At 57.0% G+C, this 23340-nt stretch carries 15 protein-coding genes; 12 read left to right on the plus strand and 3 right to left on the minus strand.

All coding sequences use genetic code 11. From position 1 onward, the window contains the following. Positions 1–373: 373 nt before the first annotated feature. The 10 genes from L53_RS07100 to L53_RS07145 all read left to right on the plus strand — a co-directional run bounded on the left by L53_RS07100 (position 374) and on the right by L53_RS07145 (position 13064). Positions 374–937, plus strand: coding sequence for an antirestriction protein ArdA (locus L53_RS07100; protein ID WP_034813620.1), 564 nt, complete (start codon positions 374–376; stop codon positions 935–937). Between the two features lie 5 nt (positions 938–942). After that, complete coding sequence (locus tag L53_RS07105) at positions 943–1416, plus strand: hypothetical protein (RefSeq protein WP_034813621.1); 474 nt, start codon at positions 943–945, stop codon at positions 1414–1416. Continuing rightward, positions 1413–3434 carry a ParB/RepB/Spo0J family partition protein gene (locus L53_RS07110; RefSeq protein ID WP_051607690.1) on the plus strand — a complete coding sequence of 674 codons (2022 nt, stop codon included), beginning with the start codon at positions 1413–1415 and terminating at the stop codon, positions 3432–3434. The genes L53_RS07105 and L53_RS07110 overlap by 4 nt, the downstream gene beginning before the upstream one ends. Before the next feature lie 440 nt (positions 3435–3874). Continuing rightward, positions 3875–4198 carry a DUF736 domain-containing protein gene (locus L53_RS07115; RefSeq protein ID WP_013301513.1) on the plus strand — a complete coding sequence of 108 codons (324 nt, stop codon included), beginning with the start codon at positions 3875–3877 and terminating at the stop codon, positions 4196–4198. Positions 4199–4438: 240 nt separating this feature from the next. Beyond that, positions 4439–4693, plus strand: coding sequence for an AlpA family transcriptional regulator (locus L53_RS16975; RefSeq protein ID WP_013301514.1), 255 nt, complete (start codon positions 4439–4441; stop codon positions 4691–4693). Beyond that, positions 4683–5378: a S26 family signal peptidase gene (locus L53_RS07125; RefSeq protein WP_051607692.1), complete on the plus strand. Its 696-nt coding sequence runs from the start codon at positions 4683–4685 to the stop codon at positions 5376–5378. Before L53_RS16975 ends, L53_RS07125 begins: the two co-directional genes overlap by 11 nt. Beyond that, positions 5375–7312, plus strand: a complete 1938-nt coding sequence (locus L53_RS07130; RefSeq protein ID WP_034813622.1) for a DUF3363 domain-containing protein — start codon at positions 5375–5377, stop codon at positions 7310–7312. Before L53_RS07125 ends, L53_RS07130 begins: the two co-directional genes overlap by 4 nt. A 190-nt stretch (positions 7313–7502) precedes the next feature. Further along, on the plus strand, positions 7503–8138 hold the full coding sequence (locus L53_RS07135) for a DUF6338 family protein (RefSeq protein ID WP_034813623.1): 636 nt from the start codon (positions 7503–7505) through the stop codon (positions 8136–8138). 171 nt (positions 8139–8309) lie between these two features. Further along, the gene (locus tag L53_RS07140; RefSeq protein ID WP_034813624.1) at positions 8310–9545 is read left to right on the plus strand and encodes a DNA repair exonuclease; all 1236 of its coding nucleotides are present in this window, start codon (positions 8310–8312) and stop codon (positions 9543–9545) included. A gap of 3 nt (positions 9546–9548) precedes the next feature. Further along, complete coding sequence (locus L53_RS07145) at positions 9549–13064, plus strand: AAA family ATPase (protein ID WP_034813625.1); 3516 nt, start codon at positions 9549–9551, stop codon at positions 13062–13064. Between the two features lie 22 nt (positions 13065–13086). On the opposite strand, the gene L53_RS07150 is transcribed toward L53_RS07145, so the two are convergent. Further along, the gene (locus L53_RS07150) at positions 13087–14979 is read right to left on the minus strand and encodes an ATP-dependent endonuclease (protein WP_051607693.1); all 1893 of its coding nucleotides are present in this window, start codon (positions 14977–14979) and stop codon (positions 13087–13089) included. A gap of 470 nt (positions 14980–15449) precedes the next feature. Here L53_RS07150 and traG point away from each other — a divergent pair, with 470 nt between their 5' ends. After that, positions 15450–17372 (plus strand): IncP-type conjugal transfer protein TraG, encoded by a 1923-nt coding sequence (gene traG / locus L53_RS07155; protein WP_084333209.1) that lies wholly within the window; start codon positions 15450–15452, stop codon positions 17370–17372. 3 nt (positions 17373–17375) lie between these two features. Next, positions 17376–17753, plus strand: a complete 378-nt coding sequence (locus L53_RS07160) for a hypothetical protein (protein ID WP_034813626.1) — start codon at positions 17376–17378, stop codon at positions 17751–17753. 36 nt (positions 17754–17789) lie between these two features. Here L53_RS07160 and L53_RS16330 read toward each other — a convergent pair whose 3' ends face one another. Then, positions 17790–22811, minus strand: coding sequence for a DUF4011 domain-containing protein (locus L53_RS16330; protein WP_051607694.1), 5022 nt, complete (start codon positions 22809–22811; stop codon positions 17790–17792). A 166-nt stretch (positions 22812–22977) separates the two neighbouring features. Next, the gene (locus L53_RS07170) at positions 22978–23154 is read right to left on the minus strand and encodes a hypothetical protein (RefSeq protein WP_156947845.1); all 177 of its coding nucleotides are present in this window, start codon (positions 23152–23154) and stop codon (positions 22978–22980) included. Positions 23155–23340 lie beyond the last annotated feature (186 nt).

Consider the following 23340-nt stretch of genomic DNA (forward strand, 5'->3'; position numbering starts at 1 on the left):
GGTGATCGCGCCAGGCTGCGCTTCCCACTGCAGGGCAGAGGGGTCGCAGCCTGCCTGGCCTTTGAAAGCGGTTCTGGGACGGTAGGAGTGACCATCTAGCTGCAGGCGCAGCAGAGCTATTCCTGCCCGGCCTATGCCCATTCCCCAGGCGTCCATGACAATCTCCCTCTCAGACGGGGGTGGGCGGACGACCGGTCTGCCCGGACCCGCCGCTTGCGCAAGGTGCCGGGACTGAAGGCGTCTGGAAGTTGTCGCGGCGTCCTACCTTTCCGCCTTGCGCAACCGGCTAACGGGTCCGGCCTGCCGGCCTTCTCGCCGCCCACCCCCGCCTGATGCGGGAGGGACATTTGGGCGGGGAGACGAGACTGACGCCATGACCACACCGCAACCTTCAGCCCCCCTTGCGGCAGACGCTGCACCCACATCTCCAGACCGGCCCCGTATCTATGTAGCCTGCCTTGCCGCCTACAATAATGGCTGCCTGCACGGGCGCTGGATCGAGGCCACCACGCCGGATGAGGTGATGGACGAGGTTCGCGCCATGCTGGCAGAGTCGCCGCTACCGGACGCCGAGGAATGGGCGATCCATGACTATGAAGGCTTCGAAGGCGCGCAGCTTTCCGAATATGCGAGCTTCGAGACAGTCTGTAATCTCGCCGATTTCATTGCAGAGCATGGCAGACTTGGCGCGCTGGTCCATCGCCATTTCGGCGATGATCTTGAGCAGGCCGAGGCGGCTTTCGACGACTATGCAGGCACCTATGCCAGCCGGGCAGACTTCGCCGAGGAGCTGCACCGCGACACCGGCACCGATATCCCCGCAGCCCTCGAATACTATATCGACTGGTCAGCGCTCGCCCGCGACATGGAGCTCAATGGCGACATTATGGTGTTCGAAACAGGGTTCGAAGACGTTCACGTCTTCTGGACGCGGTGAGCGCCATGACCTTTACTACCCGCTTCAACACTTATGCCTCTGAAGACGACACGATCAGCTGCGAGGCCGAGGGCTTCACCTTCACGGCCCGGATTGTCGTCGATGATTGCCCCGATGCGCCCGACCAGCGGCAGGATGGGTTCTGGCCCTCGCTTTACAAGAATGCGCCCGGTTTTATCGGGCCGGGCAACGGATTCCGGCAGCGCTTCGCCGATGCGCAGGCCAAGGCCGAAGCCGTCATGGAGGCATGGCGCAAGGGTGAGTGGTTCTATTGCGGGATCGTGCTTTCGGTCGAGCGCAACGGCATCGAACTGGACCCTCATGCCGCGAGCCTCTGGGGCGTCGAATGCAATTATCCCGGCACAGATAATAGCTACCTCACCGTAGTTGCGAATGAGCTTCTGCCGGAGGCGCTGGACGCAGGCCGCGCCGCTGCCTCGCGTCTTGCCGCGACCGTGACAGGCTGGGCTTCGACATGAGCGCGGCCCGCTGCCTCACTGAATTGCTTGGCCCACGGCCCCGGCTGACGCTGGTCATTGCCGAGGCCCAGGTCGCCGAAATCTGGGTCGAGGGCCGCGCACCCCTGATCACGATCCGCGATTATGACTGGGGCGAAACCGACCCCGAACCAAGCCGCGACGGCGACGGCTTTCCCTTCACCAAGATCAACTGGAGAGGTCCGGCATGGGCGCTGGGTCTCTCGCTTCACCCGCCAGCAAAGGAGACCTCCATGGCACAGCCCGACCTCAAACATATCCCGCTCGACGAGCTTCGGATTTCAAAACTAAATATGCGGCATGGAAGGAAGAAGCCGGACGTATCCGACATTCTGCCATCCATCCGCGAGAGCGGCCTCCGCCAGACTTTGCTGGTCCGCCGCGAGGGCAAATATTATGGCGTCATTGCCGGACGCCGCCGATTCTTCGCCCTGAAAGAGATTGCTAAGCAAACGGGAGAGACGCCGCTGGTCCCCTGCGCAATAATGACAGAGAAGGATGCGGCATCCGCGATTGCCGCCTCCGTGATTGAGAATGTCGGACGCCTGCCAGCGACCGAAATGGAGCAGTATCAAGCCTTCAAGCGCCTGCATGATGAAGGCAAGGCGATTGAAGATATCGCCACCTTTTTCGGGGTGACCGAACTTCTGGTGCGCCGTGTGCTCGCACTTGCTTCGCTCGCCGAACCGATCCGCAAACTCTATGCCGAGGACGAGTTGGACCGTGAAACGATCCGTGCGCTGACACTCGCCACACCCGACCAGCAGGCCGAGTGGCTTCGCCTCATTGAGAGCGAATCCGAACGCGCACCGATAGGCCGGTCCTGCAAAGCATGGATCACGGGCGGCACGACGATCACAACGGACAAAGCGCTGTTTGATCTCGAAACCTATGAGGGACAAGTGACGGCTGACCTGTTCGGCGAGCACGGCGTTTTCGCGGATGCAGACCAGTTCTGGCAGGCCCAATCCACCGCCATTGCCGAGCGGATCGAGGCTTACAAGGCCGGCGGCTGGGCCGATGTCATCTGCCTTGAGCGCGGGGCGTATTTCCACCGATGGGACCATGTCCAGTGCGCCATGGAAGATGGCGGGAAGGTCTTCATCGAAGTCCGGCATGACGGTACGGTCCAGTTCCATGAAGGACAGCTGACTTCCGCCGAAGCCCGCAAGCGGCAGCAGCGATCGAACGGCGAAGGCGATACGGTTCCGGCAGAAATCCGGCCTGAAATGTCCGGCCCGCTCGCGGAATATATTCTGCTCCACCGCCATGCCGCCGCGCAGGCGAGCCTTGCTGCGTCGCCCGCTATTGCGCTGCGTCTGATGGTGGCGCATGCCATGGCGGGGAGCGCGCTCTGGGACGTGCGTCCTCACGAGCTTCGCGCCCGGAAAGATGAGACGCAGGCGAGCGTCGAAGGCTCGACATCTGTGGCCGCACTCACCGAAAAATCGGCTCAGACTGACGCCTTGTTCAAGGCGCTGAACGTGAACCCGGCCCTTCGCCGGAACGGCGATGACTACCGGCTGTGCGAGCTTTTCTCTGCGCTGCTCGCCATGTCGGATGAGGAAGTTCTGACGGTTCTGGCAAGTGTCATGGCCCGCACGCTCGAGGCCGGGAATGGCATTGTCGAAGCCGTCCTGCATGTCTGCGGCACCGACCTTTCGGCGGCGTGGAAGCCCGACGATGTGTTCTTCGATCTCACGAAGGACAAGCGCGCCATCAATGCGATGATTGGAGATATTGCGACCCTGTCGCTCGCGGAATCGTGCCGCGCCGAGACGGGCAAGGCGCAGAAACAGGAGCTTGCGAACCGGATCAGCGGGGAGGGTTGCGAGGCCAATCCTGACTGGCGACCGGGCTGGATGCAGGTGCCACCGACCCGCCTTGTCGAGGGGGCCGGATCACCGCCCGCCGATGCGTGGACACGGATTGCGAGCCTGTTCGAAGCGGGGGCGGAAAACGCGTCCGATGAGACGCCTGAGCATCAGGACGCTGCCTGAATAATCGTCTCCTGTTCAGCCAGCTTGAGGAGCCGCCCGGTGCCTGTCACCGGGGGACTGGGGACTGTGGCTCCGATACCTGGGCGACCCATGAAAATACCTTCAAAAATATCGCGCGTCTTGAGGTCTCGATGGACAATCGAGACGCGTGTGATGAGGGGTCTGATTTCTTCCCGAAAAGCGTGTCACTGACCCCTTGTTTCCGTCTTTGCCTTGAAGACCTGGACGCGGACTGAGCGGCCATGAAACCGCCTGGGGCGAAGAAATTTCCCCGCCGCTTTGCGGCTCCTCGCGCAGCAAATTTCATCGCCCCAGGCGGTGCTCCGCATGCGCTTCGCCCCTATCGGGTTCTAGCCGCTCAGCCCCCGTCCGGGCGGTCCGGCGTCGACGGGGACAAGGGGTCCCCGGGAGACACGCCAAGGAAAGAAAAGGAGACCCCTATGGCAAACGCACTCGGATATGTCAGCGAGACCAAGTCCGGCTTTGAAGGCACCCTCGCAATGATGAACCTCTCTGCCGCAATCCGCATCGAGAAGAATGCAGAAAAGACCGAAGAAGGACATCCGGACTACCGCATCTATGCCGGTGAAACCTCGACCGAAATCGGCGGCGGCTGGATGCGCAAGTCGAAGGCATCGGGACGCGACTATGTCTCGCTGACGCTGGCAGACCCGCAGATCGGACCGCGCCGGATTTTCGCGAACCTCGCCCCGGTCAAGGGCAAGAAAGGCCGGCACGTCATTCTCTGGAACGCGCGCGACTAGGGTAGATCACAGCCTTGCCAAGCCGCTCCGGAGACACCTCCGGAGCGGTCTTCTTTCATGCCGAAAGGGTCTGAAACGAAGGTGCTGATACGCCTATCAGCGCTGCATTCTAACGTGAGGTTTCTTTGGGAATTCAAGGGTGTCGCCAGCGTGTAGTGCAAGTTCGACACTCTTAATCTGAGGATGAGTTGGCAGTCTGTCAGGGCTTCGAGTTGCGTAGAGGAAAGGAGAAGCAACGCTATGACAGAGACAAATAGAAGTGGAGAGGAGCTTCGACCCAAATCAAACCTCCCAACCCCGACCGAATGGATGAACACGGATGAAACCGCTGACCATCTCGGCCTCAAACCGAAGACCCTGGTCAATATGCGTTCGCTGGGAACAGGCCCGGTTTATCACAAGATCGGCGCCAAGGTCTGGTATCGCGGCAAGGACATCATCGCTTACACCAATGGACGTAGGTTCATGGGGACAGGCCTTCGCGATGAGTCGTAGAACCGCGTTGTTAGGCATGGGATGCGGGCTTAGCCTCATGGTCTCCGCCAGCATTATCAACCGGTCCGACTTCATCTGGAACCGGACGGAAAGCGTGCCCAAGGGCCTTTACTTTGTTGACCGGTCGGCGCGAATTTCGACAGGCGATCTGGTAGCGTTTGCGCCCTCGGATGAGGTTCGACATTGGCTGAACGATGAGGGAATTGTTGGCTCCGACTGGCCCTTGTTGAAGCATGTTGCGGGCCTATCCGGTGACGAGATTTGCAGATGCGATACGCAGGTCTCCATCAACGGGATCACATCTGTTGATGCGCTCAAAGTAACCGAGTCCGGCAGCGCCCTTCCCGCCTGGCAGGGCTGTCAGACCCTCAAAGCCGGCGACGTTTTCCTGCTCAACTCTCATCCCCTATCAGTCGATGGACGATACTTCGGCGTTCAGGACGGCGCGCGCATCATTGGCGTCGCCAGGTCCATATGGACTTATGGCAACCGGTCGGCTGAGGATCAGGCGACCGTCAAAGCGATAGATAGCGGGACGGGAATGGCTTCTGTGTCCCGGAGGGCAAGATTAAGGGAGTGTCACCCTGCGACACTTAACCCATTGTCTGCACATCCTTTTTCATGTGACCCGGCGCCGGAAAGCGGGTGCACGGATTTGCAATCCGCAGCGCGCTTAGAGCCGTGAGCAACGGTTTCGACTTCGTTCCTCGACTCGGGAAGATCAGGTCGCAGGGCAAGGTAAAGACCCAGCTGAAGCGGCTGAAACGTGTCGTCGCGAAGGGGCGGCTTGGCAGCCGTGGCCGCAAATCCCTGGCACCGGGCGCTGTGCGTCATGCAGGGCGTGGAAAAGTACAGGCCGCCCTTGCTCGCCATTGGTCAAACCAGCGGGCCCGGCGCGTCATTGTGAAGGTCCATATTGCGCGGGCGGGTCCAACCGGCGCGGCGAGTTTTGCAAAGCACGTCGCTTACATCCGCCGCGAAGGTGCCGGGCGCGAGGGTGAGCGCGGAAAGCTCTATGACCGGAGCGTCGATGAGGCCAATGCAAAAGCGTTCAACGAACGGGCCGACGAGGACAGGCGGCAATTCCGGCTGATCGTCTCTCCCGAAGACGCCGAGCAGATGAAGGATCTGACACAGTTCACGCGGGAGTTCATGAACCAGGTCGAGAAGGATCTCGGCCGCCGCCTCGACTGGGTTGCCGCCAATCATCACGACACGGCCCAACCTCATGTGCATATTGTCATCAGGGGTGGCAATACCCGGAATGGCGAGCTGCTGATTGACCGCAAATACATCAGGCAGGGATTTCGGGCGCGAGCGCAGGATCTGGTGACGCTTGAGCTTGGTCAGAGGCGGCTACGGGAGATGGCGGCGGCGAGGTCCAATGAGGCCGAGCGTGAGGCGCTGACGGCGATCGATCATGACATAGCCCGTTCGCTGACCGGTGGACGTTACACGCCAGAGAGTGAACGCGGCGGATCGTCGAGATTTGATGGTGCGGTCGTTAAGCGGCGTCTGCGGTTTCTGAAAACGCTCGATCTTGCGAAGCGACAGAAGGACGGTCGCTGGGCGATGCAGGAAGGTTGGCAGGATACGCTTCGAGCACTTGGCAGGCGGGGTGACATTATTCGGTCGCTCGCCAACCTCGAGGGTCGGAAGATCGATATGTCGCGTCTCCATGCCCTGCCCCGTGAATTGAACTCCTCTGGCGAATTCCTGGGGCGGCTCGCGGCCACCTTGCCGGGCGATGAATTGAGGAATGGTACGACGGCACTGATTGAAGGCCTCGATGGGCGGATTTGGTCAATCGAGATGACGGAGCAAGAAGCGGGTCGATTGCCGAAACCAGGCGGGACTGTTTCGGTTGGGCGGCGAGCAGTTGAGCCGAAGCCTGCGGATCGGACGATTGCTGCGATCGCCGAGCGAAACGGTGGGGTGTACTCTGAGGAACTGCATGAGGAGGCTGATCCATCGAGCTCACCGGCGTTCCGGCTCGCGCACAAGCGTCGGTTGGAAGCGATGAGAAGGTTCGGTGTTGTCGACAGGAATGCGGATAGCTCCTGGGCCATTCCAGAAAACTTCGAAGAGCGCGCTTTGCAGGCCGATACGAGAAAGCAACGTCTCGCTGTCGATGTTCGGTCCTGGCTGCCGATCGAAGCGCTTACTGAACGACATGTAGAGACGTGGCTGGATCGGATGAACGCAAATGAGCTGGATGGCGCGAAAGGCCCATTCGCGGACGAACTTCGTACGTCGCTCAGTATTCGAAAGGATTGGTTGCGGAGCAATGGATACGCACTTGATTATAACGGACAGCTGACACGGGAAGACGCAGAGCGTCTCAGGAGACACGAACTTATAAAAGCGGCGATAGCGGAACGCGCCCGCGTTGAGCTACCCTTTACATATCCGGACAACTGGGATCAATTTTCAGGGACCTATTCGCGGCATGTCGATCTGGCTCAAGGCCGATTTGCTGTGATTGAAGGAAAAGACGGCTTTGTGCTTGTTCCGGCATCCGGCCAGAAATTGAATTGGGTCGGCAGATGGGTCGAGCTCAACCGTTCGCGTGCTTCAATTCAATGGTCGTTAGGTAGGTCTAGGATACGTGAATCATGATGGCGCAAAAAGAAAACCTAGACTTGAGTGAAGACTCTCCCTCTTTGTATAAAGCTAACGACCCTAAGTTGATAAACTCCATAGGCGTTTGCAGCGCTAGGCGCTTCAATTTAAGCTGGCACTATGCGCCGTGAGTATAAGCGGGCGATTTGCCCAGCACCCGACTTGAGGCTTCTGTAAAGGAGGTGCATTGAATTTCTCAGACGTGAACGCCGTCAAGGATATGCTCGCTCTGCTGGCACCGGGCTTCATTATCCTTATGGTTCAGGAGGCTCACAAAGTCGGGCCAAGAGACAGTCTGCAGCAGAGGCTCTTTAGCTACGCCGTCGCCTCTACTGCATACTTCGCAGCCATCGCCCCTATTGTTCGCCACGCGGGCGAGGTCCTAAGCGTGCCTGTTCTTTGGGCGCAGGTTGCTGAATACGCTGTACTACCAGCTATCCTAGGCGTCATCCTGGCGGTGTGTCGGTCGAGACGGTGGCTGGACAGAATTTCGCGTTTGCTGAAATTGCCGCCGATTCATCATATTCCGACTGCCTGGGACTGGGCGTTTCCCCTGCAACGTAGCGGAGTGTTTGTTATAGCGACTCTGGAGAATGGGGACCGCTTTGCAGGGCCATGGTCTCCGGCCGCTTTTGCGTCTTCGACAAGCGGGGAACGCGACTTGTACATCCCAGAGGTATGGGACGCAAAGGAACAAGGCCCGTGGGAGCGGTTTGAACCAAAACGCGCCATCTTGCTCTGCGGAAAGGACATTAAGACCATCGAGTTTTTCAATGCAGGAGAAAGCAATGACGAAGAAACCACGTCCGGCACCACACTTTGAAAAGAAGGGTTACACAGCACCGCCGCCACAACCCCATAAGGTCAATGGCGGCTATCAAGGCCCAGGTCAGACCACCAATGAAACCAAGCCGCCATCAGGAGGTGGCGGAGGCAGTCAGTCATCTGGCAGCAAAAAGTAAGACCGTTGGCTTTCGATTCTGGACCAGACTAGATGTTTCGCTTCGTACACACAGCTGACGTTCATCTCGACTCGCCTCTGAAGTCGTTGGCTCTACGCGACCCCGATCTGGCGGAGATGGTTGGCGTGGCGACTCGGACAGCTTTCCGCCGGGCCGTCGACTTATGCCTTACCGAGCAGGTCGATGCATTTATCGTCGCGGGAGATCTGTATGACGGCTCACTGCGAAGCATGAAGACGGCGCGCTACTTCGGTGAGGAAATGCGCCGGCTCACGGAGGCCGGAATTCCTGCGTTTATAATTCGGGGCAATCACGACGCGGAATCCATCATCACACGCGAATTGACCCTCCCAGAGGGCGTGCATGTTTTCAAGAAAACAGATGAGCCGGTCGTTCTGAAAGACGGCGCGGTCGCGGTTCACGGCGTGAGCTTTGAGGAGCCGCACGCGCCGAATTCGCTGCTTTCCCGGTATCAGCCGGGGACACCCGGCGTCATTGATATCGGGGCGATGCACACCAGCCTGGATGGATCGCCGAACCATGACGTGTATGCGCCGTGCTCCACCACGAATCTCGCGGCCCACGGGTATGCTTACTGGGCGCTTGGTCACATCCACAAGCGCAGCGTGACCACGCATGACGACTGCACCATCGTTATGCCCGGTATTCCTCAAGGCAGGCACATGAACGAGGACGGCGTAAAATCGATAAGCCTGACGACGATTACGGAAACTGGAGACTGTACAGTCGAAGAAAAATACGTCGCGCCTGTTCGTTTCGAGCGGCAGTCGCTTGATGTGTCTCAAATTGGAGATTGGCCGGAGCTTATTGGGCTTACCGAGGACGCCTTCAATTCATTGCGCGACGGTCCGATTGCCGACCAAGACGTCATTGTGCGGTTGACCTGTACCGGGGCCGGAGAGTTCGCGCGCAAAATGCGTCACGACCGTGAAAGGCTGGAAGAAGAGCTACGGTCCGCCGCGTCACGGGTCGGGCGCGTTCATTTGGAACAGGTCGTTTTTGACACCGCCGTTTCGCAAGTGGTGAAGGACAACCGGGTTTCTGAACTCTCAGCCATCGTTCGAGGCGGTCAAATCGACCTTGCTCAGATCGCGTTGCGGATTGGAGACGATGTACAGCAATTGATTCAGAAACTGCCAGGCGAACTTCGCGCGCGGTTCGATCCTGCAGAAAATGAAGGTCTGATCCAAGACCTTTCCGAAGAGGGTGTTTCAGATCTGCTGGCGCAAATAGAGGGAGAAAGCTGAGACATGCGCTTTAGCGCTCTCCATCTGACGCGGTTTGGCTGTTTTACAAACGAGTCGATCGACTTCGGCGGCGTCAGTGGCGCGCCTGATTTTCACATCGTCTATGGCGACAATGAAGCCGGGAAGTCTACTCTTCGCGACGCCATCACAAGTTTTCTGTACGGCATTCCCGCCCGCACAGAGTACGACTTTATCCATGACTACAAAGCGCTTCAAATTGGAGCCGAGCTCGACACGAGCGCCGGTCCGCTTTCAGCCGTTCGGGTCAAGGCGAACAGAGACTCGCTACGCTCGCCCGAAAGCGCCGTTTTGTCAGAAGACAGTCTAAAGCGGGAGATGCTGGGCCTCGCCGAGACGGACTTCATCAACCTGTTCTCGCTCGACTTGCAGTCCCTCTTGAACGGCGGGGCGGATATTCTGCAGGCGAAAGGCGATCTTGGGGCTCTGCTGTTCGCAGGCGCCTCGGGACTTTCCTCCGTCACTTCGACATTGGAGCGCGCCCGCGAGCAGGCAAAAGGGTTCTTCAAGCCGAGAGCGACGTCTACTGAGCTGGCCCAATCGCTGAAGCGGCTCAAGGACATTGATGGGGAGCTGAAAACCCTCGACGTTCATGCGCCGGAATATCGGCGCATGAAGCAGAACGTCGGAGAAGCGAAAAGTGCCTACGAAGCGGCCGCCGACGAACAAAAACAACGCCGCGCTGCGTATGAGAAAGACAAAGCGGTTCTGCAAGCGATTGAACCATGGCGCGATCTTCAGGAGCGTAAAGACCGCTTGGAGGCGTTGGGTCCTCTTCCGCCAGCCGATGATGCAGCGCTTGAGCGCGCACGCCAGTTAAAAGCCGAGCTGAAGGCGTTGACCGATGCCAAAGAGGCACTGGAGGCGCGCCTAAAACGTTCAAAGGATGAGCTTGATGATTTGAAGCAGCCGCCTCATCAGGAGAAACTGACAAGCGGGCTTGAAGCTTCGATCGCCGAAGATCTTGAGACACGCGCTCGCGCAGCGGCGCTCGATTTGCCGAGCCGGCGTGACGACTTGAAATCGCTTGATCGGGACGTCGCCGGCTATCTTACACGGCTTGGTGAGCAAAAAGATGCGAAGCCCGAAGCACTGCTCGTTTCGAAAACGGACGCCGCCAACATCAGGGCGCTTGCTGAGAGGGGTGAAAAACTCTCTGAAGAGCATGAACGGGCCCTCGCCGAGCAGGAGAAGGCGGCATCTGATCTCACCGTTGCCAAGGATGAACTCTCTGCGCTGACCGAACCCGTGGATACCGCCTCTTTGGATGACGCGATCACTTCTTATCGGTCCGACCTCGACGCAGCCAGACTTGAGGAATTGGAAACAGACATTGAGGCCTCTAAGAGAAATCTCGATCGCGCGCTGGTGGGTCTGGCGCCCTGGAGTGGTACGCCTGAAGACTTAGAGGGACTGACGCCTCCGTCCGCTTCCGATCTCGATGATGTCCAAGGCCGGCATGATGAACTGAGGGCTGATCTTGAACGATTTGAGTCTGAGCGCCGGAATCTCAACCGGAGTATCGAAAGCGACACTGCGCAACTTGATGAAATAGAGACCGATCCGGAAATCGTTTCAGACGATGCGGCTGCCAAGCTGTTGAAGGCGCGGGACAGTCTTTGGTCCGATCATCGCCGCGTCATTGAGCAGGGTGTCGTCAATGAGATTCAAGTCAGCGCGACCGCTTTTGAAACCGCCATGGGCAAAAACGATGTCGCCGTAGCAAAGCGCATGGCGCACGCTTCGCAGATCGGACAAATCAAAGAACGCCGGCTCAAGCAAAAAGGCGCGATCGCTGAACGCGAGGCCGTCGATAAAGCGATTGAAGAAGCGACTGATCGACTGACGGTCTTGGACGACGAGCTTGCGCGACTCGCCGAAACTACGGGTCTGCCAGAGTCGATCAGCGCCTCGGCTTTTATGGCGTGGCGCGCAGCGTGGGAAGACGCACAACAGGCATTGACGACTTATCAGGACCGTTGCGCCGCGTTCGAGAAAAAGCAAAAGCGCTTCAAGACCGCCGCTTCCGCACTCAGAAAAGCACTGAACTCCGTTGGTGTGGAACATTCAAGCGCCGACGAAACGGTTCTGGCTGCGGCCCTTAGAACACTGGATGATCTGCGCAAGAGCGCCGAAGCGTACAGGATTGCGAAGGCCGAACATGACACGTTGGCGAGACAGCAAGTTCGGCGCGCCGAAGCGGTTGAAAAGGCAAAGACGTCTTCTGATGAATGGGAAAAGGAGTGGGACCGTACACTCAACGCATTCTCGTTTGCGCAAGGTCTTCCGGCCGCGATCAAGGCGAGGCTGGACGATCTCGCCAGTCTTTCCAGCATTCTGGATGAAAGAAATAAATTAGCGCGCCGTGTTGCGCTGATGGAAACGAGTGAAACAAATTTCGCGGACGCCCTCGTCCAGCTTTCCTCAGATACCGGGATTGGAGATAGGAACGCGCCTGCGTTTGATTTGCTCGATACACTGAAATCTGAAGCAAAAGCCCTGGACGCAAAGACTGCACAGAGGCTGAAGCTTTCCGAGCAGGTCGATGAGAACAAGGAAGAATTGGAGGAGACGGTTCGCAAACTCGCCGCGCTTGACAAAGAGGCAGTTGCGCTTTGCGAGCGGTCGAAAGCGGCAGACATCGCGCACTGTATCGAGACACTCAATTTGGCGACCGCAGCGAGAACGCTTGCTGACGAGATTGGCGAGCGCCGCCGACGATTGTCCAATCTCCTCGCCACCGATTCCGAAACCGAATGGTCGCAGATGCTAGCGCCGCTGCTGGACTCGATGGACGCGCTGGCCACGGCAGAAGCGGAGCTAAAAGGCGATCAGACACAAATTGAGATTGAAGAGACCCGCGTGCGGGAGCTTTATTCGGAGTGGAAAGCCGCCGAGCGGGCGCAGGACGGTGTCGACGATAATGAGTCGGCTGCGCGACTTCAGCAGGAGAGGGCGACGCTTCTTGCAGAGATCGAACAAGGCGCGCGTCACTATATCAGCTTGAAAGCAGGCGCTTTGATCGTGGACGAAGCGGTTCGGCTTTTCAGGGATCAGCACAGGGGCGCCATGTTGAAGGCCGCCAGTGAGGCGTTTTCAAAGATTACCCGTGGGCGCTATCCGAGACTGGTCACAGTGACTGCGGAGGACAGGGAGACATTGGTGGCTGAACGCGATGACAATACGACGCTGTCAGCAGACAAGCTCTCCACGGGCACGCGTGCGCAGCTCTACCTGGCCCTTCGTATCGCTGGCCACGCCGAATATGCGAAGTCTCAGACGCCGCTGCCGTTCATAGCAGACGATATCCTCGAAGCGTTCGATAATCAACGTGCGAAGGAAACGCTCATCCTGTTGTCCAGCATGGCGGAGTCCGGTCAGGTAATTTACCTCACGCATCATGAGCATCTGGTTGATATGGCCCGCACCGTCGCGCCTGATCGCTGCAAGGTCCACAGATTGAATGCGAAGGCCGCCGGTGAAGCGTTGGCTGCCGAGTAACGCCCAGCACTCTATCGCAGCCTTACCAGGAGTCGTCGCATAGTCTCGATGTGACTGCGTTCAGCTTGCCGAGTGTCCAGCCTCGGTCTCCTGCGACGCACATGAGCTCGTACAGGAACAACGAGTTCTTGTTCAGCTTGGCGACACCGCCACAGAGTGCGCGCGCCTCTGTTTTTGCAGACTCCAATTCCGCATCAGCAACGTCAGAGAAAATCGATCCCTGGATATCGTTGTGCCAAACGGCCATTTTCGACCCAACGAAATCAGTATCGGGAAAATCAGATAGTCCGTCTTCGCCCGCCCATTTGAACAGGGCGTTGTTTAAGGCCTTATGGTCTTCGCGAGCGCCTTCCTTGCAGTTGCTGTCCCCATCGAACATCAGGAAAGTAGGGATTTCCATTGCCTCTGCTAGCAGGCAGCACCGCAGTAGGTCCGACTTCCCATTGACCGGCACGATCGAAACGCCGCGTCGGCGAAACTCCTTTTCGAGCCCGGTTGCATAAATCCACGTTGTGAGGATGACCTGATCTTCGATGCCTTCAACGAGGACAAGCTTGTCTGTGAAAAGCATCTCGCTCAGCGCTGGTTGTAACGTTGTCTCGAGACGCGCCCGCAGACCCTTGGGAGGCTGCGGGGCCTTTCCCACTATCTCCGCTTCGCGATCCGCCAGTTGCTGGTAGACGGCGGCGCAGCTGTAGGCTTGGTCAGCCGCGTTTCGTCGGATCGCCCGGACGTTTTCGAAGCCACGACCAGAGACGAAGTATGGGCTATGCGTCGCCGCCAAGACCTGTGCGTTGCCATCCGAGAGCTGCTGTAGGACATGGGCGAGGTGTTTCGCCTGAGGCGGATGCTGATAAAGTTCAGGCTCCTCAATCCCCAGGACGAGCGTTGAAATGTTTTTGTCTCCGAGCGTCGCCAGCTCCTGCAAGAGGCTGATAAGATAAGAGCGCTGCAGGCCATGACCGATGCGCGCCAAGCTGCCTTCGAAGCCTTGCTCGCCCGTTTTCAGGCGTGCGGCCGGCTCTTCGATTTTGAACTTTGCAGGATCCTGATACCAGGCGATTGAGACCGTGGCGCGCGGATTGCCCCAGTCTTGCAGGCGTTCTTGCAGGGACGAGGACAGCTCGCTCAGAGCGCCATTCTCCGCTTCGATCAGTTTTTGATACTGGGCCAAAGTCGAATTTCGTAAATCCTCAATCTGATCGCCGAAATCGACTTTGGACCGGACCGCTCGATCAAGCAGCTTGGAGAAGGCGGTGTTCTTGCTCTCCAATTCCTCGGTCGCCGCGTCCTTCACGGCGGGCACGTAGACCCATTGAATGTGTTTCTCCAGAAGATTAGCGCCTTTGGAAAAGCCGTAGAATTGCGACTCGCTCTCCAGTTCTTCGCAGAGGTCGGGATGGCTTTGTTCAAAACTGTTCAGCGCTTCCTGCCCGGCCGCCGCGCTCGACCATTTCGGCAGTTCGGTGAATGAGCCTTGGAGGTCTTCATAAACCGCTTTCTTGTCTTTCGCGCTTTGGGCTTCGAAGAACGGCCTGAACTTTCCGATCCCCATACGCGATCCGTACTGCCGAATGCCGGCGCCGCTTTCCGAGAATTCAGCACGCGCTGTAACGATCAGCTTATTGCCGCGCACATAGTGCTTAAAATCTTCCCGGGCTTCGTCGGAAAGATCGCCAAACGTGACCTTGATTTCGATCGGTTCGGACGTGTCCTTTTGAAAGAAGTCTTCATCTACCAGATTCCTGACGTCGGTCGCGTTTCCATCCTGATAGCCGAAAAAGACGTTCAGCGCGGCCAAAACTGTGGACTTACCAACGCCATTGGCCCCGACCAAGCAGGTATAGTCGTCAAAATGGATCGTGCAGTCTTTGAACGCGCGAAAGTTTTTAATGCCGACGCTTTCAATTCTCATTTGGCCGAGTCCTTCGCCAACATCTTTGACCGCATTACGCTCTACTCGCCGGATTCATATTGTATTGGAATGAGGTCAAACGAAGTAATTGCATTTGGCTTTTTATACTCGCAGTATTTCTTTGGAAGAGAATTCACTTCACGCTTCGCTTTGACAGATTGATCTCGCTCAGAGATGCTCAACGAGGTGCTTTTGAACCTCGGCTATGCGGATAGCCGAGAGGCGATTCGCCGCTTTCGAACATTAAAGTGCAGGTTGTTTGAACGGTCAAAGACCCATTTATCGTGCAGTTTTAGGGGCAACTTGTAATCTCATTGTGTCTGCTTCTAAGAAGAATCGGCCATCCCCGCTGACGACAGCTTCTGCGATTAGAGTGTCACAACTGACCACTTAGAACTCCCCAGAAGTCCCCTCGCATTTCCAAGCCGGCATGGCATTATTGCGCCTCGCAGTGGCGGAGGAAACAAACCATTACCCCCACAAAATTTCTTCTCGGTCAGTTTATTTTGACGCTTTTGCTGATCACCTGTTCGGTGTGGGTGGCGACGCAATGGGTGGCGGGTGTTCTGGATCATCAGCCACGTTTGGGTGGTCCATGGTTCGAGCTTGCGGGTCAGCCTATCTACAAGCCCTGGCGACTGTTCCAGTGGTGGTATGCCTATGATGCTTACGCGCCAGACGTGTTTGCGCGTTCAGGTTTGATTGCCTCGCTGGGCGGCATCGCCGGGATTGTGATGGCGATCATCGCGTCGCTCTGGCGGGCAAGACGTGAGAAGAATGCGACGACCTATGGCTCTGCGCGCTGGTCTTTGGTGCGGGACGTTCGGCGATCTGGTCTGCTTGGTACGTCAGGTGTGGTGCTGGGGCGATTCAAAGGGCGCTATCTTCGGCACGCTGGCGCCGAGCATGTCATGGCCTTTGCGCCGACACGGTCAGGCAAGGGTGTGGGGTTGGTGATCCCTACCCTTCTTTCCTGGACCGGCAATGCGATCATTCATGACATCAAAGGAGAGAACTGGGCACTGACATCGAATTGGCGATCGAGCTTCTCTCGCTGTGTCCGTTTCGATCCGACGGATTTGTCGAGTTCGCGGTTCAACCCATTGCTTGAAGTGCGGCTCGGGGCACATGAGGTTCGCGACGCGCAGAATATTGCGGACATACTCGTCGATCCGGACGGCTCCCTGGAGCGACGTAGCCATTGGGACAAGACGGCGCATTCACTGCTTGTTGGCGCCATCCTGCATGTTCTTCACGCCGAGGACGACAAGTCGCTTGCGGGCGTGGCGACGCTGCTCTCTGATCCGACCCGGCCGATCGATGACACGCTGGAGCGAATGCTTGAAGCGAACCATCTCGGAAGCCGCGACCGGCCAATGACGCATCCGGTTGTGGCGGAAGCAGCGCGTGAGCTTTTGAACAAGTCCGAGAATGAAAAGTCGTCGGTCGTGTCGACGGCGGTTTCATTTCTGGGACTCTACCGCGACCCAATCGTTCAGCGGGCGACATCCGGTTCGGATTGGCAGATTGAGGATCTTTTTCGGAGTGGGAAACCTGCGTCATTGTACTTGGTTGTTCCGCCCTCTGATCTCTCGCGAACCAAGCCCTTGATGCGGTTGATCCTCAATCAGATTGCACGGCGGCTTTGTGAAGAGTTGCCCGATGGGCAAGATCGCCGGCAGACGCTGCTTATGCTGGATGAGTTTCCGGCGCTCGGACGGCTCGACTTCTTCGAGAGCTCGCTCGCCTTCATGGCGGGCTATGGGATCCGCGCCTTCCTGATTGCTCAGTCTCTGAACCAGGTCGAGAAGGCATATGGGCAGAACAATTCAATCCTCGACAATTGCCATGTCCGGATCGCGTTTGCGACCAATGATGAGCGCACGGCCAAGCGCATCTCCGACATGCTGGGCACCACGACGGAGCAGCGAAACCAGAAGAACTATACCGGGCACCGGCTCGCGCCCTGGCTCAGTCATGTCATGGTTTCGCAACAGGAAACCCAGCGACCGCTCCTGACACCCGGCGAAGTGATGCAGATGCCAGCCGTTGATGCGCTAATCTTTCTGGCGAGTCATCCCCCGATCCGGGCGAAGAAGCTCCGCTACTATGAAGATCGCAATTTCACGGATCGTGTTGGCGCGCTGCCGATTGCTGCTGCCGGTGCGGATACGTCTCGGCTGTGCGGCTATCACCAATCTGGTGTGTCGCCTTCGGACGGGGAGTCAGGCGGGCTGGCGCGATCGGTCGGCGCCGACATCGGCGATGAGGAAGATATCTCGCAGGATGTTGCGAGTGAGGAGGAGCGCGGGCCGCAGCAGCGCGGCGGCATACAGGACCAGATCGCCCGCTACTACCTTCAAGTCCAGGAAAATGGCGGACGGGAGCTTTAGAACATGGCGCGCAATCCAAGGCTTCATATACGCGTCTCCGAAACGAACCATCGCAAGGTGAAGCAGTTCTCTGCTGAGCATGATGTCCACGTCGGCACGCTAATCGACGAAGCTCTGACCCTGTTGTTTACACCGCCTGAGGACAGGCCCGATGCGGCGATCATCCAGCGGCTGGAACGCGTTGAAGACCAGATCGAGAAGCTGGAGACCGGAACAGCGTTCCAGACGGACCTCTTGATCGAATTCATTTTCGAATGGCTGAGACAGCGGCCAAGTAAGAACCCGTTTGAGACGCCAGCAGATGCAGCGCGAGCGCGGGCGGAATTGCAAGCTCTGACTAAGCGCGTTGTTGACCGCTCCAATCCACATATCTGGAATTAGGATTGCGAGCCTCTTCGAAGTGCTGAGCTGAATGCCCTAGGCGCTTACTTGCCGAAGAATACGAAAGACAATTTTAGCAAACGTCGAAAACTGTTCCGAGTCGGTACCTTCCCTTAGCTTCAACGGGATCATGTCACGGAACTCAGTTTCGTCTTGGGGCAAGTTTTCCAAAAGCGTCTCAACCATGACTTTTCGCAGCAAACCGCGTTCAGGCGGAACTTCGGGCATACTTGGCTTAATCGTGTCCTCGCGCAGCCGTATCAAAACGTCTCGGGCTTCACTTCGCGACATTCGCCGATCCTGAGCTGGCGCCTCTTCGAGCACCGTATCGTCTGGGTCGAGATACTCCGAATCTTCTTCTTGCTCCGCACCATACTGAATGGAGATGTCTTCTTCCAAAGATAGAGGTGACCGGCGCTCAGGCGAAATCGGTCTTTGTCTTTGAGCAATCCTACGGGCTTTTTCATCCTCAATCGCATCGATTATCCGAGAGAGCTCCCGGCCGGGCTCTTGGAACCAATCGGTCGACCAGATGCGCTCAATTCGCCAGCCTAGGCCCTCAAGAATATCCTGCCGCAGTCTATCCCGGTCACGAGCCGATTTACTCGAATGATAGCTCGCTCCGTCACATTCAATGCCAATCAAATAAGTCTGTGGTGCCTCAGGATCTTTCACTGCCAGATCCAGGAAGAATCCATCTACACCTAGCTGCGCGACGACCTCATAGCCCTTTCGACGTAACGCTTCTGCGACCGCTATCTCAAAATCACTATCAGGTTCCCGACCACTTCCCACGGGCACGACCCTGCCAGGCAGGATACCGGTTTCCGAATATTCGAGGAAGCCGCTCAATGCCCTGACGCCAAGTTTTGAGCTTTCACCCACAAGCACCTCGGATGCCTTCATCGAAGAGAAGACAATCATGCGTTCTCGTGCCCTGCTGAAAAGGACGTTTAGTCTGCGATGGCCGTGTTCGAGATTGATCGGGCCGAAGCGCTGATAGACCTTCCCGGTCTCAGGACTCGGCCCGTAGGTCATGGACAACAACACCACATCGCGCTCATCACCCTGCACATTCTCCAAGTTCTTTACGTCGAATGGCTCTCCCCTGCTGGAATCCTCTTCAGCTCTGACAATGGAAACGTCGTTCCGGGTCTGCTCGTCGATGTACTGTCTGATCCGGTCGCGCTGGGCTGAATTCATCGCAACGACGATCAAAGATTGCTCGGGGCGGGCTCGCATGTGTTGGATCGCAGCCTTCGCTACTGTGCGCGCTTCTTCGTCATTTACGCCGCGGTCGAACCTGCCCGTGGGTACATAATTGAAGTCTATTCCCAAACGATCACCTGTATTGTTTGGCGTGGGATAGACGATCAGTTTGTTGTCGTAGAACCACGAGTTTGAGAAACCGATGAGGCTCTCATGCCGCGACCGATAATGCCATCGAAGCATGCGGCTATCGAACTTGGACGCAGCGAGAGAGAGGATACTCTCTTCCTTCTCGCCTACAACTTCCTCGTCGTAGTCTTCGGTTCCGTCGCCCTCCAGACCGATCTTGTTGAAGAAATTCGTGGGCGGCAATTGCTTGTCATCCCCAACGACAACCAACTGCTTTCCTCTCGCCACCGCAGATAAGGCATCCTCGGGGCGCATCTGCGACGCTTCATCCATTATGACAACGTCAAACTGAAGGCCGCCGGGTTTTAGGTATTGAGCAACTGAAAGAGGGCCCATCATGAAACACGGCTTCAGAGCCTGAATTGCATTTCCGGACCTGTCCATCAAATTGCGGATGGACATCCGAGGCCGCTGGAGCCCCCACTGATGCGACAGCAGAGCCATTTCCGTAAGATCGCCAACCCGCGCCGACGATCTACCCGGAGGTGGTCGCCTGCTATGTGCCTTGGCTGCGATTTCTGACCGCCTCGCCTCCATAATGTTCTCGTCAAGCGCACGAAAGATCTTTCGCTCCTGGTCCCTTTCGCTTCCGTTCTTTTCATGCAGCGGCGGAGAGGCCTTGAATACCGTTTGAGCCGAGCTGCGATAGGCGCAGTATCGCCAAACACCCGCGAGATCTTCAAAGAGCGGATAGCCTTCTTCAGCAGCTCGTATGAGAGGTGCTGTTGCGGCATCCAGAGCTGCCTTCCGATACCGAGCATAGCGAATCCAGGTTGGCAGATGATTCAGGCGATTTAGTTGGCGGTGCACCCTCGCCAGCTCATCTTCTAATGAAAGCCAGTCTGCGTCGGTGTTCCGCCCGAGGGTTATGTCAACAGAGAGTCGCGCACGAACTAATGCGTTTGCAGCCTCTCCTGTCTTTTGAAGTATCTCAATCGCAGCCTCAGGAGTACCGCCTCCTTCGGCCGTCAATAGCGGTCGAAATTCATCAGGAGCGAAGGCGTACACCAATCCGGTCCAGAAGTCAGATTGATAGCTTTCCATAACGGAGCTGCCGCCGAGATCCATTGCCCATTGAAGCTCCTCCTTGGGCGAATTCAGATCTATGCTGGCGACACGTTCTATCGAACGGAAGTCTTGTGAAAGAAGCCAGTCTGCGAGCCTGTCTGCTTCCGCATCTCCTGAAAGCGCCTTTCTTGCACGGCGTCTCCAGCTGACGATTTCGTCGAGAACGGCAAACTCAGTATCCATGCCATCGAAGAGCTGGTCGAATAGGCGCCTTCCGGCCTTGTCTGTTGCTAGGGCCTCCCTCCGTTGCAGCAGGCCTGCCAGATCGGCTAAGCGAAGTGCCCATACATCCGGCTTCTCCGACGAAAAGTTTCCCCCAAGAGATACGATGGCGGACTTGGCTTCCTTCCAGGACTTCGAAAAGAAGCGCGCAATCGGGGAAATTGTAGCAAGGTTTGAACTGTGCAAGAGGAGTTCAGCGTCACCGAGATGGGACGTTCGCGAACGAAGGAGATGCTCCTCGATGGCATCGAATCCTGCGTTTAACTCCTCAGCTTCCGATCGAAGTCTTGCCAGCTGGACATCTGCATCCGGCTCATCCATTTCGGGCTTGCTGTAATTTAGCCAGGCCATCGGCGCCGTCTTTGCAACTTCGCAGAGATCCACGATGCGGCGCAGCATCTTCCACGAAGGACTGACACGAAGCGAGAGGTGTTCAGCGAGTTCGTCGAAATCTTTCGTGGCACCCACTATTCGCGCTCTCGACGTGGCAACGATCTTGGTCGATTCCCACATATTTAGAACGCGTTCCGGACTGACCCCTTTCAGGCTCAATCCGTAGTCAGAGTCTAACTGAGCCAAGAGCCCGTCAAATTCTTTGAGTGCCGTGGCAAATGCATTCAATTGGCCTTCAATTATGGGCCTGTCGCTTTCCAGAAGGCTGAGGTTGCTCGCTCCATACCAAGGGCTGGCGCTGATCGGCTCGTCGGAGGACACCTCCTTCGCAGTCTTGGCCAGATCCGTCAGCAAATCCTCTCGTGCTTCGATATCAATCGGCGTGCCCCTCAACGAGCTGAGCCCCTTCGACACGAGTTCAGGCAAACGCAATCGGTCCACCGTTCTGGCGGTTTCACCGATTGTCAAAGTGTGCCGCCCGGCACCAAGCAGCAGATCTGCAACAGAGCTTCCGGCCGATGTGTTCGCGCTTACTGCTGCAACATAGTCGTTCAAGCTTTGTCGGACGTTCGCTGCCTTTTCCTTGAGCTTCGACAGATCACTTCTCACTCGCGGCTGGTGCGATTCAAAACGTGTACGGAGCGCTTCCAGAAGTGCTTTCTTTTGCGTCTTGTGACTGTGGAGTTCGAGACAGTACGGGTCAAAACCAAGTCCCGATAGTCGTCGCTCCACGACCTGCAAGGCTGCCAGTTTCTCGGCAACAAACAAAACGGACTTGCCCTTGCTGACCAGCGCGGCAATCAAGTTTGTAATTGTTTGTGATTTGCCGGTCCCTGGAGGGCCCTGCACGACCAGGTTCTTTCCTTCAAGAACCAGACGGATCGCTTCGAGCTGAGAACTATCAGCGCGGTCGATGAGTGGGAATTCCATTTCCTGTGAAATGGTTTCTTCGGAGACTTCGTAACTTATCGCTCCGGTCGGAATTGCGTCTTCCGACATTGCACCAAGCAGGGATCTAACGAGTTCGTTCTTCACGAAAATCCCGCGACCAGGCCAATTTGAAGGATCGAGGTCGTTGTAAAGCAGCAGTCGCCCTAATTGCGAAATGAGGCTCAAGAATATCTGACGCCGAACCACCCAATCACGGTTTTCTCCGATCGCTTCCTTGACGGCGTCAAAATACTCCTCGAGTCCGGTTCCATCCTCATACTCGGGAAGAGAGATTCCGAAGTCCGCTTCAAGTTTCTGACGGAGTGCGAGATTGATCTGAACATCGTCGCCATTTGCTTGTAGCTTATATGCTCTTGGCCCTCGTCGGACTTCAGGGCGAACGAGCTCCGCTGGCAACAGTAACAGCGGCGCGAGTTGGGTCTTACTTTCCGCAGTCTCTCGCCACTCAAGGAAACCAAATCCCAAGAATAGCATGTTCGAGCCGGTTTCATTGATCGCGGATCTTGCGTCCTGCGCGAGCTTCCTGACGGCTGACTCCAAGGAGTCGTACCATTCCAGTGTCTGAAGTTTCTGGTCTCGATGGACTGACCTTCTACTCCCTTCCCCCGGATCAGAAGGAAGGTCGAATTCCGGAATAATTCCTTTGTGCTTCGCCCAATCCCTTTTCGGTATATCACGCCGCTTCGCTGCGCTGACATCTGATGCATCTTCGTTCAGCTCTTCACTCGTTAGCATGAACTCTTCGGGAGGCTTCGTGGCCGCTTCCCACTCTTCGACTTCTGCCTGAGTTGGCTCGGGAAGAGGGAGGAAAGAAAAGCTTCTTCCGTCGATCAGGGACGAAAAGACCTGATCAGGGAGTTCGTCGATCAGTCGAAGCGTCCGTTTGGTGAATTTGAAGTTCAACAGCGGATTGCGAAGCGACAAATCGAGGAGCTTCAATCGCAACTTTTCGATCGTCGACGCGATCGTGGCGAGCTGGTCCGCGCTGGAATCTGATTGGGTTCTGCGGGCCTGGCTCGCCTCCATTTCGAATCCTCTGATAGCGGCAATGCAAAAAGTGCATTAGCACATCAGGAGCGCAATTATTCAACCACCAGATTTCAATCTAAAATAATCAGATCCTCTCGCTCTGTATCGCCGTTTCGAACTCTGCGGCATCTTCTTCTGACCTGAACATATAGCGGGCCATGTGTTAGCCCCTCTCAAAATGGCTGTGTGAGCGCCAGTCGGGACCGATATTTGTGTTGAGCCAGGCGGCGATGATGTCGAGGCGCTTGCCGAGGCCGAAGGGCGGGATCGGCAGTTCGACATGATGCGGGAAGTCCCGCGCACCCTTTTCGGCCATGAGAACGGATATGTAGCGACCCATGGGCTTCTCCTCGTTGTTCGTGCGTTGTTCTTTTTTCTCCTTCCGGTCTGATATCAATCCCTGCGGCGCGATTTCCTGTGAATTGCCCCTCTGCGTCCTCGGACTTCCCGGTGGCGCCTTTTGTGTCCTCCGGCCCCAACTGTGCAGCGGCGTATAGTGACCTGATGTTGGTTCCATCACTGATGA

It is taken from the genome of Hyphomonas sp. L-53-1-40, from assembly GCF_000682775.1.
GTDB lineage: Bacteria > Pseudomonadota > Alphaproteobacteria > Caulobacterales > Hyphomonadaceae > Hyphomonas.